12 protein-coding genes and 4 tRNA genes are annotated in these 14,259 nt (G+C 48.0%); 2 read left to right on the top strand and 14 right to left on the bottom strand.

Translation table 11 applies throughout. The features are described from left to right. Window positions 1-22 precede the first annotated feature (22 nt). The 12 genes from rpoB to J1779_RS00690 form a co-directional block, all read right to left on the bottom strand. Window positions 23-4,051 (bottom strand): DNA-directed RNA polymerase subunit beta, encoded by a 4,029-nt coding sequence (rpoB, locus tag J1779_RS00745; protein ID WP_056777959.1) that lies wholly within the window; start codon window positions 4,049-4,051, stop codon window positions 23-25. 330 nt (window positions 4,052-4,381) lie between these two features. Beyond that, window positions 4,382-4,747: a 50S ribosomal protein L7/L12 gene (gene rplL / locus J1779_RS00740; RefSeq protein ID WP_013577410.1), complete on the bottom strand. Its 366-nt coding sequence runs from the start codon at window positions 4,745-4,747 to the stop codon at window positions 4,382-4,384. 66 nt (window positions 4,748-4,813) lie between these two features. Then, entirely contained in the window at window positions 4,814-5,311 is a 498-nt protein-coding gene (gene rplJ / locus J1779_RS00735; RefSeq protein ID WP_013577411.1) for a 50S ribosomal protein L10, read from the bottom strand. 331 nt (window positions 5,312-5,642) lie between these two features. Further along, entirely contained in the window at window positions 5,643-6,347 is a 705-nt protein-coding gene (gene rplA / locus J1779_RS00730; protein ID WP_122097337.1) for a 50S ribosomal protein L1, read from the bottom strand. 3 nt (window positions 6,348-6,350) lie between these two features. Next, window positions 6,351-6,779, bottom strand: coding sequence for a 50S ribosomal protein L11 (rplK, locus tag J1779_RS00725; RefSeq protein ID WP_013577413.1), 429 nt, complete (start codon window positions 6,777-6,779; stop codon window positions 6,351-6,353). 170 nt (window positions 6,780-6,949) lie between these two features. Beyond that, window positions 6,950-7,495 (bottom strand): transcription termination/antitermination protein NusG, encoded by a 546-nt coding sequence (nusG, locus tag J1779_RS00720; protein WP_056777953.1) that lies wholly within the window; start codon window positions 7,493-7,495, stop codon window positions 6,950-6,952. Continuing rightward, a complete protein-coding gene (secE, locus tag J1779_RS00715) occupies window positions 7,496-7,879 on the bottom strand; it encodes a preprotein translocase subunit SecE (protein ID WP_034794996.1) in 384 nt (127 codons plus the stop codon). Window positions 7,880-8,134: 255 nt separating this feature from the next. Continuing rightward, entirely contained in the window at window positions 8,135-9,319 is a 1,185-nt protein-coding gene (tuf, locus tag J1779_RS00710; RefSeq protein ID WP_122097336.1) for an elongation factor Tu, read from the bottom strand. A 108-nt stretch (window positions 9,320-9,427) separates the two neighbouring features. Beyond that, window positions 9,428-9,503 (bottom strand) — tRNA-Thr (locus J1779_RS00705). A gap of 7 nt (window positions 9,504-9,510) precedes the next feature. Beyond that, window positions 9,511-9,585 (bottom strand) — tRNA-Gly (locus J1779_RS00700). Between the two features lie 130 nt (window positions 9,586-9,715). After that, window positions 9,716-9,800, bottom strand: a tRNA-Tyr gene (locus J1779_RS00695). A 19-nt stretch (window positions 9,801-9,819) separates the two neighbouring features. Further along, window positions 9,820-9,895 (bottom strand) — tRNA-Thr (locus tag J1779_RS00690). 384 nt (window positions 9,896-10,279) lie between these two features. On the opposite strand from J1779_RS00690, the gene J1779_RS00685 reads away from it, so the two are divergent. Further along, the gene (locus tag J1779_RS00685; RefSeq protein WP_217202590.1) at window positions 10,280-10,786 is read left to right on the top strand and encodes a GNAT family N-acetyltransferase; all 507 of its coding nucleotides are present in this window, start codon (window positions 10,280-10,282) and stop codon (window positions 10,784-10,786) included. Window positions 10,787-11,021: 235 nt separating this feature from the next. Then, entirely contained in the window at window positions 11,022-11,972 is a 951-nt protein-coding gene (gene coaA, locus J1779_RS00680; protein WP_056780224.1) for a type I pantothenate kinase, read from the top strand. A gap of 43 nt (window positions 11,973-12,015) precedes the next feature. Here coaA and birA read toward each other — a convergent pair whose 3' ends face one another. Beyond that, on the bottom strand, window positions 12,016-12,975 hold the full coding sequence (gene birA / locus J1779_RS00675) for a bifunctional biotin--[acetyl-CoA-carboxylase] ligase/biotin operon repressor BirA (protein WP_217202589.1): 960 nt from the start codon (window positions 12,973-12,975) through the stop codon (window positions 12,016-12,018). Next, entirely contained in the window at window positions 12,972-14,009 is a 1,038-nt protein-coding gene (gene murB, locus J1779_RS00670; RefSeq protein ID WP_217202588.1) for a UDP-N-acetylmuramate dehydrogenase, read from the bottom strand. The genes birA and murB overlap by 4 nt, the downstream gene beginning before the upstream one ends. Window positions 14,010-14,259: the final 250 nt, after the last annotated feature.

The following is a 14,259-nucleotide window of genomic DNA, read 5'->3' as shown; positions in this document are numbered from 1 at the left end:
TGATCAATGCGAATTCGAGTACTTACTCGTCTTCCAGCTCGATGTTGATACCCAGAGAGCGGATTTCTTTCAACAATACGTTGAAGGATTCCGGCATGCCTGGTTCCATCCGGTGATCGCCATCCACGATGTTTTTATACATCTTGGTACGGCCGTTCACGTCATCGGACTTAACAGTCAGCATTTCCTGCAGGGTATACGCGGCACCGTATGCTTCCAGTGCCCATACTTCCATCTCACCGAAGCGCTGACCACCGAACTGAGCTTTACCACCCAGCGGCTGCTGAGTAACGAGGCTGTAAGAACCGGTAGAACGCGCGTGCATTTTATCGTCAACCAGGTGGTTCAGTTTCAGCATGTACATGTAGCCGACGGTAACCTGGCGCTCGAATTGCTCGCCGGTACGGCCGTCAAACAGTGTGATCTGGCCAGAGGTTGGGATTCCGCCCATTTCAAGCAATTGCTTGATCTCTGTCTCTTTCGCACCGTCGAAGACTGGTGTTGCGATTGGCATACCTTTTTTCAGGTTCTCAGCCAGACGCAATACTTCGTCATCGGTAAAGGTGGTCAGATCTACTTTCTGACGTACGTCGTCGCCCAGATCATAGGCACGCTGGATGAACTCGCGCAGCTTAGAAACTTCTTCATGTTTCTTCAGCATGGCATTGATTTTTTCACCAATACCTTTCGCAGCCATACCCAGGTGGGTTTCTAAAATCTGACCAATGTTCATACGTGATGGAACGCCCAGCGGGTTCAGTACGATATCAACAGGAGTTCCGTTTTCATCGTAAGGCATATCTTCGATCGGGTTGATCTTGGAGATAACACCTTTGTTACCGTGGCGGCCTGCCATTTTGTCACCAGGTTGGATCTGACGTTTAACGGCCAGATACACTTTAACGATTTTCAGCACACCTGGTGCCAGGTCATCGCCCTGAGTGATCTTACGACGCTTAGCTTCGAGTTTTTTCTCAAACTCGGATTTCAGTTCGTCGTACTGTTCAGCAAGCTGTTCCAACTGATTCTGTTTGTCTTCGTCAGTCAGTGACAGTTCTAACCAACGATCGCGAGGCAATTTGCCCAGCTTGTCAGCTTCAACACCGCCAGCAACCAGCGCAGACTGGATACGTGCAAACAGGCCGGCTTCCAGAATTTGCAGCTCTTCAGTCAGGTCTTTCTTAGCCTGTTTCAGCTGCATTTCTTCGATTTCTAACGCACGTTTGTCTTTTTCCACGCCATCGCGGGTGAAGACCTGAACGTCAATAATCGTACCGGAAACGCCGTTTGGTACACGCAGAGAAGAGTCTTTAACGTCAGACGCTTTCTCACCGAAGATCGCACGCAGCAGTTTCTCTTCTGGCGTCAGCTGGGTTTCACCTTTAGGCGTCACCTTACCAACCAGAATGTCACCACCGGTCACTTCAGCACCGATATAAACGATACCGGATTCATCCAGTTTAGAAAGTGCAGCTTCACCCACGTTCGGGATGTCTGCAGTGATCTCTTCAGGCCCTAACTTGGTGTCGCGTGACACACATGCCAGTTCCTGGATATGGATAGTGGTGAAGCGGTCTTCCTGCACTACACGTTCGGAGACCAAGATGGAGTCTTCGAAGTTGTAACCGTTCCAAGGCATGAACGCGACACGCATGTTCTGACCCAGTGCCAGTTCGCCCAGATCTGTTGACGGACCATCTGCCAGCACGTCGCCGCGCTCGATTGGTTCGCCCAGATTCACACACGGCATCTGATTGATGCAGGTGTTCTGGTTAGAACGGGTGTACTTAGTCAGGTTATAAATGTCGATACCTGCTTCGCCTGGATTCATCTCATCTTCGTTTACACGAATAACGATACGGGATGCATCAACGTACTGAACTGTACCACCGCGTTTAGCTACGGCAGTAACACCGGAGTCAACCGCAACAGCACGTTCCATACCAGTACCCACCAGCGGCTTATCAGCACGCAGAGTTGGAACTGCCTGACGTTGCATGTTCGCACCCATCAATGCACGGTTGGCGTCATCGTGTTCCAGGAATGGAATCAGAGAAGCACCAACGGAGACGATCTGCTGGGTGGAAACGTCCATGTAGTCAACCTGATCGCGGCTAAACAGGCTTGATTCGCCTTTGCTACGACAAGTGACTAAATCTTCCAGGAAGTGGCCTTCGTCATCCAGGTTGGAGTTCGCCTGAGCGATAACAAAGTTGCCTTCTTCGATGGCAGACAGGTAGTTAATTTCATCGGTAACCATACCTTCACGCACACGGCGGTAAGGGGTTTCCAGGAAACCATACTCATTGGTCTGTGCATACACAGACAAGGAGTTGATCAGACCGATGTTTGGACCTTCTGGCGTTTCGATTGGACATACGCGACCGTAGTGCGTCGGGTGTACGTCTCGAACTTCAAAGCCAGCACGTTCACGGGTCAAACCGCCCGGGCCCAATGCAGAGATACGACGTTTGTGCGTAATCTCAGACAACGGGTTGTTCTGGTCCATAAATTGTGACAGCTGGCTTGAACCGAAGAACTCTTTCACCGCAGCCGAAATTGGCTTCGCGTTGATCATGTCCTGAGGCATCAGTGTATCGAGGTCACCAAGAGACAGACGCTCTTTAACAGCACGCTCAACACGAACCAAACCTACACGGAATTGGTTTTCAGCCATTTCGCCGACAGAACGAATACGACGGTTGCCCAAGTGGTCAATATCATCCACTTCGCCCTGGCCGTTACGAATGCCGATCAGCTTTCTCATGACCTGGATGATGTCGTCTTTGCTCAGGATACCTGAACCTTCGATTTCATCACGCAGCAGAGAACGGTTGAACTTCATACGACCTACAGCAGACAGGTCGTAACGATCTTCGGAGAAGAACAGGTTCTCGAACAGAGTTTCAGCTGCTTCACGCGTTGGTGGTTCACCAGGACGCATCATGCGATAGATCTCAACCAGCGCGCTCAGGCGATCGCTGGTTGGGTCGACGCGGATTGTCTCGGACATGTACGCGCCATGGTCGAGATCGTTGGTGAACAGCGTTTCAATGGTTTTGTGTCCGGCCTGGCTCAGTTTAGCCAGTAAATCCAGAGACAATTCCATATTCGCAGGAACAATCAGCTCACCGGTATTGGTGTCGATGTAGTCTTTAGCAACTACTTTCCCTGCGATGTACTCAACAGGAACTTCGATGCGCTGAATGTCGTCTTTTTCAAGCTGACGAATATGGCGGGCAGTGATACGGCGGCCTTTCTCGATATAGACTTTGCCGTCAGCTTCGATATCAAACGAGGCTGTTTCACCACGCAGGCGCTCAGGTACCAGCTCCATCTGCAACTTGTTGTCGCGGATCTGGTAAGTCACCTTTTCAAAGAACAGGTCAAGGATCTGCTCTGTGGTATAGCTTAATGCACGCAGAATGATGGTCGCTGGCAATTTACGGCGACGGTCAATACGTACAAACAGGTTATCTTTCGGGTCAAACTCGAAATCTAACCATGAACCGCGATAAGGGATGATACGTGCGTTGTACAGCACTTTACCCGAGGAGTGGGTTTTACCCTTATCACTGTCGAAGAATACACCTGGACTACGGTGAAGCTGAGATACGATAACCCTCTCAGTACCGTTAATCACAAAGGTACCATTTTCGGTCATGAGCGGAATTTCGCCCATATAGACTTCTTGTTCCTTGATGTCTTTGACCGTACCTTCTGGTGCCTCACGCTCGTAGATAACCAGACGCAGTTTCACACGCAATGGCGCGGAGAAAGTTACACCACGGATCTGGCATTCTTTAACGTCGAATACTGGCTCACCAAGACGGTAGCTAACGTATTGCAGCTCAGAATTGCCGCTGTAGCTTTTGATAGGAAATACAGAACGGAATGCAGCTTCCAAACCGTGCTGGCCTTCCGGATCTTGCTCGATAAACTTCTGGAACGAGTCAAGCTGGATAGAAAGGAGAAAGGGAATGTCCAAAACTTGTGGACGCTTACCAAAATCCTTACGAATGCGTTTTTTCTCGGTATAGGAGTAAACCATAGGGTTCCTCAGCTCGCTGATCAGTGACCCAATCTTGTCTGCCCTGAGAAGGACAGTTCATGCAACACCGTTTATGTCGATCGGAAAGCAGAAACGCTTTCCGCAATATCTGTTTCTATCACTCTTAAATCATTTCGTTGTGCATTATCTATGGATGAGCCATAGCAAGCGGCATCAATATATTAAGGCGTCTCAAGAAGAGATATTAGAGTAGTTCAGTGCTCAAACAGTGTGAAACACCACTGACACTCTATAGCGCAAAAAGGCTGGTGACTAAAAAGTCACCAGCCATCAGTCTGTTAGGACAGACTGCACTCCGGGAAGTTAAACTTACTTAACTTCAACAGAAGCACCAGCTTCTTCCAGAGATTTTTTCAGAGCTTCAGCGTCGTCTTTGCTGATGCCTTCTTTCAGAGCTGCTGGAGCAGACTCAACCAGGTCTTTTGCTTCTTTCAGACCCAGGCCAGTCGCGGTACGAACAGCTTTGATAACTGCAACTTTGTTCGCGCCAACAGCAGCCAGAACAACGTCGAACTCAGTTTTTTCTTCAACAGCTTCAGCAGCAGCAGCAGGACCTGCAACAGCAGCAGCAGCAGAAACGCCGAATTTTTCTTCCATAGCGGAGATCAGTTCAACGATTTCCATTACAGACAGAGCTGCAACGCCTTCAATGATTTGTTCTTTAGTGATTGACATTTCAAGTGTTCCTAGAATTCAGAAATAGTTTATACGTAAGCAAATGAACGAGATAAAAAAGGCTGATTAAGCAGCTTCTTTCTGATCGCGTACAGCAGCCAGAGTGCGAACCAATTTGCCTGCAGAGGCTTCTTTCATGGTTGCCATCAGGCGTGCGATTGCTTCTTCGTAAGTAGGCAGAGTTGCCAAGCGGTCGATTTGAGCCGCAGAGATAAACTCACCTTCAAAGGCCGCAGCTTTAACCTCAAATTTTGCATTCGCTTTAGCGAAATCTTTGAACAGACGGGCAGCAGCGCCTGGGTGTTCAGTAGAGAATGCAATCAAGGTTGGACCGACAAACGTGTCTTTCAGGCACTCAAACTGAGTACCTTCTACGACGCGACGCATCAAGGTGTTACGAACAACACGCATGTAAACGCCAGCTTCACGACCTGCTTTACGCAGTTCAGTCATTTTATCTACAGTTACGCCACGGGAATCCGCAACAACCGCAGACAGCGCGCCTTTGGCTACTTCGATGACTTCAGCAACAATCGCTTGTTTGTCTTGAAGATTTAATGCCATTAGCTTTTTGCTCCTGGATTTAGCCGGGGAAAATCCCCGGAACTCACATCACTTGTTATCGAGATCGATATCAAGCGTTCAAACACGGTGAGCAGAGAATCCAGCAAAGACAAATCTTAATTAATAATAAAAAAGAAATACTTTCTTCAGGCTCTGTCACCGTCTACGCAGGAAGGATTAAGTCCCTTACGGGACACCTGCGGTCTTGGACGGAGGCCTGGATAGGCCAGGCTCCAACCGAAAAATTCTTGGTTTCGCATTAACGAAACAACGGGCGATAGATTCTATACAAATCCACCACCCGCGTAAAGCGATAAACACAGGTAGTTAATTAGTTAACTACTGCGCTCAGGCCGCTTTGATCAACAGCAACACCTGCGCCCATTGTAGTGGACAGGCTTACTTTCTTGATGAAAACGCCTTTAGCCTGGGAAGGCTTCGCTTTTTTCAGCGCGATCAGCAGAGCTTCAAGGTTTTCTTTCAGCTTGTCTGACTCGAAATCAACCTTACCGATAGTGGTATGGATGATGCCGTTTTTGTCGTTACGATAACGAACCTGACCTGCTTTAGCGTTCTTAACCGCTTCAGCAACGTTAGGAGTTACAGTACCAACTTTCGGGTTAGGCATCAGGCCGCGTGGACCCAGTACCTGACCTAATTGGCCAACAACGCGCATTGCATCTGGAGATGCGATAACAACGTCGAAGTTCATTTCGCCTTTTTTGATCTGATCAGCCAGATCTTCCATGCCTACCAGTTCAGCGCCTGCAGCTTTAGCAGCTTCAGCGTTAGCACCTTGAGCGAAGACGGCAACGCGAACAGAACGACCGGTGCCGTGTGGCAGAACGGTTGCACCGCGAACGTTTTGATCAGATTTACGTGCGTCGATGCCGAGGTTAACGGCAACGTCCACGCTTTCTACGAATTTAGCAGTGGCCAGCTCTTTGAGCAGAGCAACGGCTTCGGTGATGTCATACTGTTTAGTAGCATCAACTTTGTCACGGATCACGCGCATGCGCTTGGTCAGCTTAGCCATCTATTAATCCTCCACTACCAGGCCCATGGAACGAGCAGTACCTTCGATGGAGCGAGTCATCGCTTCAACGTCAGAACCAGTCATGTCCGCAGCTTTGGTTTCTGCGATTTCACGAACCTGAGCACTCGTTACTTTACCCACTTTGTCTTTGTTCGGCTTGCCGGAACCAGACTTGATACCAGCCGCTTTCTTCAGCAGTACTGCTGCAGGAGGGGTTTTGGTAACAAAAGTGAAAGAACGGTCAGAATAAACAGTAATAACAACAGGAATTGGCAGGCCTTTTTCCATGCTATCAGTCTTAGCATTGAACGCCTTACAGAATTCCATGATGTTCACGCCTTGTTGACCCAGAGCTGGACCAACTGGCGGACTTGGGTTTGCCATACCAGCTGCAACTTGCAGCTTAACGTAGGCTTGTACTTTCTTGGCCATGGTAAATATCCTCGTTTGGGTGATATCGCCTGTTTGAAGAGGCTCCCCGTTATTTGTAGTACTTTACAGTTTTACGCGCAGAGGCTGCACATAAAAACAAAAGGCGCGAAATTATAGTTCAATTTCGCGCCCTGTACAACATCTGTTCTAATGATTATAGAACGCTGTTGTTAGCCTTTTTCAACCTGACCGAAGTCCAGTTCAACCGGTGTTGCACGGCCAAAGATGGAAACAGACACTTTCAGGCGGCTTTTTTCGTAATCGACTTCTTCAACCACACCATTAAAGTCTGCAAACGGCCCGTCACTAACACGTACCAGTTCACCTGGTTCAAACAATGTTTTAGGACGTGGTTTATCACCGACTTGTTGCAGGCGGTTCATGATCGCATCAACTTCTTTATCGCTGATTGGAGCAGGACGGTCAGATGTCCCACCAATGAAGCCCATCACGCGAGGAACACTGCGAACTAAGTGCCAGCTGGCGTCATTCATCACCATCTGAACCAGCACATAGCCAGGGAAGAACTTGCGCTCGCTCTTGCGACGCTGGCCACCACGGATCTCAACCACTTCTTCAGTTGGAACCATGACTTCGCCAAACAGCTCTTCCATGTCATGTAACTTGATGTGCTCACGCAGCGATTGCGCTACGCGGCCTTCAAAGCCGGAAAACGCCTGAACGACGTACCAACGTTTTTTAGGTGCTTCAGACATTTAGAACCTCAGACCAGTAATGAAAGATACCAGGCGGACTAAAATTCCATCCAGCCCCCACAGAATCAGAGACATAACGGCAGTCACCGCAGCAACGATCAGTGTGGTATGCAATGTTTCCTGGCGCGTTGGCCAAATGACTTTACGTACTTCGGTGCGCGCTTCACGAGCAAACGCAACCGTCGCTTTGCCTTTAGTGGTCAATAATGCCACTGCGCCTGCAATTGCGATAATAACAACTACAGCTAACGCGCGTAACGGCAGGCTGTATGCACGGTAATAATAGTTACCTACAATTGCTACAACCAACAAAACGGCAACAACCAGCCACTTTACCGCTTCCAGGCCGCGCCCGCTCCCTTGAGCCTCGGTATTCGCACTCATAAACCAACCCGTCGCAATGATTCAGAACAAACAACTTTGCCTCGCATTGCGAGGCAAACCAAACCGATCGATGCTCTACTTGAGCGCAATTCGGTGTTTTACGCTATATCTCAGAGCCTATCTCACCAATGATTATGACGTATAAATCGCTGATGAGATAGGTTCTCGCGCCACAGCGTAGAAAAAAGGGCATCGAATGATGCCCTTTTAGTGTGTATTGCGTCAACGTATAGTGACAAAAAAGTCTATCGGCAATTAAGCGATAACTTTAGCAACAACACCAGCGCCTACAGTACGGCCGCCTTCACGGATTGCGAAACGCAGACCGTCATCCATCGCGATTGGGTGGATCAGGGTAACAACCATGTTCACGTTGTCACCAGGCATTACCATCTCAACGCCTTCTGGCAGTTCGATAGTACCGGTCACGTCAGTTGTACGGAAGTAGAACTGTGGACGGTAGCCTTTGAAGAATGGAGTATGACGACCACCTTCTTCTTTGCTCAGGATGTACACTTCGGAATCAAACTTAGTGTGTGGTTTGATTGAACCTGGTTTAGCCAGAACCTGACCACGTTCGATGTCTTCACGTTTGATACCACGCAGCAGAACACCAACGTTCTCACCAGCACGGCCTTCGTCCAGCAGTTTGCGGAACATTTCAACGCCGGTACAAGTAGACTTAACAGTGTCCTTGATACCCACGATTTCAACTTCTTCGCCCACTTTAACGATACCGCGCTCTACACGACCGGTAACAACTGTACCACGGCCGGAGATGGAGAATACGTCTTCGATTGGCAGCAGGAACGGCTTATCGATAGCACGCTCTGGCAATGGAATGTAGCTGTCCAGTGCTTCTGCCAGTTCGATGATTTTCGCTTCCCAAGTTGCATCGCCTTCCAGTGCTTTCAGCGCTGAACCTTTGATAACTGGGATGTCGTCGCCTGGGAATTCGTAAGCAGAAAGAAGTTCACGAACTTCCATTTCTACCAGTTCCAGCAGCTCTTCATCATCAACCATGTCGCATTTGTTCATGAACACGATCATGAATGGAACGCCAACCTGGCGACCCAACAGGATGTGCTCACGGGTCTGAGGCATAGGGCCATCAGTTGCAGCAACAACCAGGATAGCGCCGTCCATCTGAGCAGCACCGGTGATCATGTTTTTCACGTAGTCGGCGTGCCCTGGGCAGTCAACGTGCGCGTAGTGACGAGTCGGGGTGTCATATTCAACGTGTGAAGTGTTGATGGTGATACCACGAGCTTTTTCTTCTGGTGCGTTATCGATCTGGTCGAATGCGCGTGCAGAACCGCCGTAGGTTTTAGCCAGAACGGTGGTGATTGCTGCAGTCAGGGTAGTTTTACCGTGGTCGACGTGGCCGATAGTACCAACGTTAACGTGCGGTTTGTTACGTTCAAATTTTTCTTTAGACATCGATTGTCCCTCTAAGACACGGTTAAATCGGTGGTATCACCACATCAACCAAGCATTTGCTTGACGAATTAGTTTACAGAAAGAAAATCAGGAGGGAGGATTTGGAAGTGGTGCTGATAGGCAGATTCGAACTGCCGACCTCACCCTTACCAAGGGTGCGCTCTACCAACTGAGCTATATCAGCACATACTTGGAGCGGGCAGTGGGAATCGAACCCACATCATCAGCTTGGAAGGCTGAGGTAATAGCCATTATACGATGCCCGCGTCCTGGAACTCGGCTACCTAATTTTTCTGAAGAACTCGAAGACGGGGAAAAGGACGTGAGACACTTAATTCCTCACCTTCTCTTAAAGAGACCAGGTCACTCTAAGTTGCCTCATTGCTAAGGCCTGTATGGTGGTGGGGGAAGGATTCGAACCTTCGAAGTCGATGACGGCAGATTTACAGTCTGCTCCCTTTGGCCGCTCGGGAACCCCACCTAATTGTTAAGTACTTGAATGGTGCCGGCACCAAGAGTCGAACTCGGGACCTACTGATTACAAGTCAGTTGCTCTACCAACTGAGCTATGCCGGCATCAAGTGCTGCGCATTCTATGGAGACTTTAAGGGGTATGCAACTAAAAAATTGCATGATTTGCTTCTTCGCTCATGTTTTATTCAAAAAATAGGGTTTTTCTAAGTTTTACGCTTAACAAGAGCCAAATAAAGACCCAATACGCCTCCCAGGCCGGCACAGAAATGACGATCCTTACTGGTTTCAATATCCCTCTGCGATGTAAAAATCTTACTCACTAAACAAATTATCAACCACATGCACCAGATTTGAACTTTTGCTTCATGGGTGAGCATCAAAGAATCTCTGCAGTCCCCTTTCGCCGCGTATCAATGGATTTCTTAGATGGCGTGTCTTTTGCATCATTCATTTGAATCTGCTGAATTGCCATTTAAGAGGTAAGCAATGAAAATTGTGATGCTTAATGCCGCTACATTACCTGTCTACCGCGATGAGCTCGCCCGCTTGCTTATAGAAGCCAGTAAACAGGGGATCACTGCAGGCTTGCCCCCTACTTTCGAGCAGCAAGAAGCGGAAAATGTTTTTCACGATTTACGCCCTGCGATCTCACACAACGAATTGTTACTTTGGATTGCCCGGGATGAGCAAGGCGTAACGGGCACTGTGCTTCTTAACCTGGTCCGTTCGCAAGAATCTTCGCATCATGCTGAAGTCAGTGCTTTGTTGGTCTGCTCGAGAGTAAGAAGGAGTGGTGTAGGTCGTCTATTGTTGCGCGAATCAGAAATTAAGGCGCAAGTTTTACGGTATACAATGCTCTCTTCGGACATGCAATCGGGCACCGCTGCAGAAGCCTTTTATCGTTCACAGGGTTATCGCTGTGCGCAATGTAAGTCCTCGACGGATTATCGCAGAAAGAATGAAGTGGTCTATTACAAACAACTTCAACCGTAACTTGCTCCTGTTTTTTCTTTGAATCCCTGCGGGGAGCATGGCCGCATGGTTCGTCATTGTTCTAGTGGGTTTACATGACTTTCTCAAAAAATTTTTAACTCAATCAAAGAAATCGTTAAGTTATAAGAAAAAGATCTCCCCTGAAAACGAAGCTGTCTATAATATGCTGCTGGTTTACTGTCTGGAGTTGGCGTGAACGCCTTTCCTGACCTGCGCTAAAAGCAGACTTTAACTTATGAAAAAAAGTGCCCCATCTTTGGCAACGCCTTACCTGCAGTTCGATCGTGCACAGTGGGCTGCTCTACGCGATTCAGTTCCATTAACGCTCAAAGAAGCGGAAGTGGTGAACCTTAAAGGTATCAACGAGGATTTATCTCTCGAGGAAGTCGCACAAATTTATTTGCCGCTTTCGCGTCTTCTTAATTTCTATATCAGTTCAAATCTTCGCCGTCAGGCTGTGCTTGAGCAATTCCTGGGAACCGATGGCCAGAAGATACCTTATGTCATCGGTATTGCTGGCAGTGTAGCAGTAGGGAAAAGCACTACAGCCCGTGTGCTTCAGGCGTTACTGAGTCGTTGGCCTGAGCATCGTTCCGTTGAACTTATCACTACGGATGGTTTTCTCTATCCCAATAAAACGCTGCAAGAGCGTGGGATCATGAAGAAGAAGGGATTCCCACAGTCTTACGATATGCATCAGTTGGTCAATTTTGTTTCTGAGGTTAAATCCGGAGCGAAGAGCGTCACTGCGCCGGTCTATTCACATTTAATTTATGATGTGATCCCTGAAGGAAATAAAGTCATCGAACAGCCTGACATTTTAATTCTCGAAGGCTTAAATGTTTTACAGAGCGGCATGGATTATCCTCATGATCCGCATCATGTATTTGTCTCTGATTTTGTCGATTTTTCAATATACGTCGATGCGCCTGAGGATTTATTGCAGGGCTGGTATATCAATCGTTTCTTGAAATTTCGTCAGGGTGCGTTCTCTGATCCAGATTCTTATTTTCATCATTATGCAAAACTGCCGGAAGAAGAAGCGGTAAACATCGCCACGCAGTTATGGAATGAGATTAACGGGCTGAATTTAAAAGAAAATATTCTTCCAACAAGAGAGCGGGCCAGTCTGATTCTGACGAAAAGCGCTAACCATGCCGTTGAACATGTAAGACTCAGAAAATAGTATAATAGACATTAAAAGGAGAGCTCAGGCTCTCCTTTTGATTTCACACGCCGCGCAGAGATATCTCACCACCTATATAAGGCTTAATTATACCCTCTTGCTCTAAAAGCAATGCTCCTTGCTGATCAATGCCACGTTCAATACCGTGAATCTCCTGATCTCCAATCAGCAATTTTACCGGTCGGTCGAGAAAATTATCCAGTCCACGCCAGCGTGTAATAAATGGAGCTAAGCCTTCCTTTTCGAAATGCAATAATGCCGCGCGTAATTCTTTCAGCAGAGTTGCCGTGAGCTCATTTCGGTCTATATTAACGCCCGCTTCCTGCAAGTTTATCCAGCCCTGATTAATAGTATCGGCAGCCGGTTCGCGCATTTTAAGGTTTATACCAGCGCCAATAACCAACTGTGCCGCATCTCCGGTTTTACCTGTTAGTTCAACCAGGATCCCGGCTAACTTTCTGTCTTTCAGATAAAGATCATTTGGCCATTTTACGCGTACATCTTCAGCTCCCAGACGCTGAAGCACTTCTGCCATTACGATGCCAATAACCAGACTCAGCCCCATTGCTGCTGCTGGTCCTTGATCAAGCTTCCAGTACATCGACAGATAAAGATTACTGCCAAATGGGGAAAACCATTTTCTTCCACGACGCCCACGCCCTGCCTGCTGGTATTCAGCGACACAGGCATCACCGGAACTCAGTTCTGAAATCCGGTCGAGAAGATATTGATTTGTTGAGTCGATTACGGGCAGCACACTTACACGGCCAGCAGGAAGCATTGAAATAATCGTTGCTTCATCCAGCAACTGAATAGGATGCGGGAGACTGTAACCCTTACCGGGAACAGTGAAAATATCTACGCCCCAATCGCGTACCGTCTGGATATGCTTATTGATCGCGGCCCGGCTCATCCCCATCGCAGTGCCCAGTTGTTCACCGGAATGGAATTCCCCATCAGCTAAAATTGAGATCAAGTGCAGCGGAACGGTAATATCTTTCATGACAGAGCCTCCACGGCATTTACTTCGCCCCCGGCGGCGATAAATCGAACTTCAGGCTCCAGCCAAATACCAAACTTTGCAGCAACAGAATCTCTCACGTGTTTTGCCAACGCACGAACATCCGCACTGCTTGCGTGATCCTTATTAATTAAGACAAGTGCCTGATTCTGATGAACAGCGGCACCGCCAATACTGAATCCTTTAAGATTCGCCTGTTCGACCAGCCAGCCCGCAGCCAGTTTTACCTGCCCGTTAGCCTGCGGGTAAGAGGGCATTGATGGGTAGTCTCGTTGGATCTTTTCCGCTACCACGGAATCAACAGTGGGATTTTTATAAAAACTCCCAGCGTTTCCAGTAATAGCGGGATCAGGCAGTTTACTCATACGCATTGCGCATACTGAATCAAAAATCTCACGGGGAGTAACGCTGTCCGGATCTAAGCGCGTCAGATCACCATAAGTAAGCTTGGGTTGCCAATGCTTGGTTAATCTGAACCCTACAGCGACAATGGCATAACCGTCTTTATAAGCATGTTTAAAAATGCTCTCACGGTAACCGAACTGACATTCTTCCGCCTTAAACTGTATGATCTCGCCACTATTCATGTTCAATACATCAACATATTGACAGACGTTTTGCAGTTCAATCCCATACGCTCCAATATTTTGTATGGGCGCAGAGCCAACGCAACCAGGTATTAAGGCAAGATTTTCCAGTCCAGGAATATTATGTTCAAGTGCGTAGCACACCAGTTCGTGCCAGTTTTCACCTGAGCCAACGTGTAACAACCATTCCTCTGAGTTTTCCGTTACTTCGATACCTTTTATTCTGTTCAATGCCACAGAACCGGAAAAGTCTTCAAGAAAAAGAACGTTGCTTCCCTCACCTAAAAGTAGAAATGGCTGATTCTTTTCTTTCGCCTTTTTCCATGTTTCAACTAACTGAGCAGTACTATTGATATACGTTATTGCCGCAGCATGAGCTGCTATGGAAAAAGTATTGAGGGATTGAAGTGAGGTGCCGTCATTCGACATAACATATTACTCGTCAGTGACCTAATTGCGCATAGTTTAACGTATTCGTTCATCAGCGGCGCAGCGTTTTGTGGTGAGAAGCGAAGCATAAAATACAGGATGTCGAATAAACAGACGCCGCTGTTCCCTAAATTCCACACAGCAAAAAGCCCTGTACGTCAGTACAGGGCTTTCCACTTGTTTGATGCCTGGCAGTTCCCTACTCTCGCATGGGGAGACCCCACACTACCATCGGCGCTACGGCGTTTCA

It is taken from the genome of Rahnella rivi (genome assembly GCF_019049655.1).
Lineage (GTDB): Bacteria > Pseudomonadota > Gammaproteobacteria > Enterobacterales > Enterobacteriaceae > Rahnella > Rahnella rivi.
This window is presented reverse-complemented; position numbering and strand designations above follow the sequence as displayed.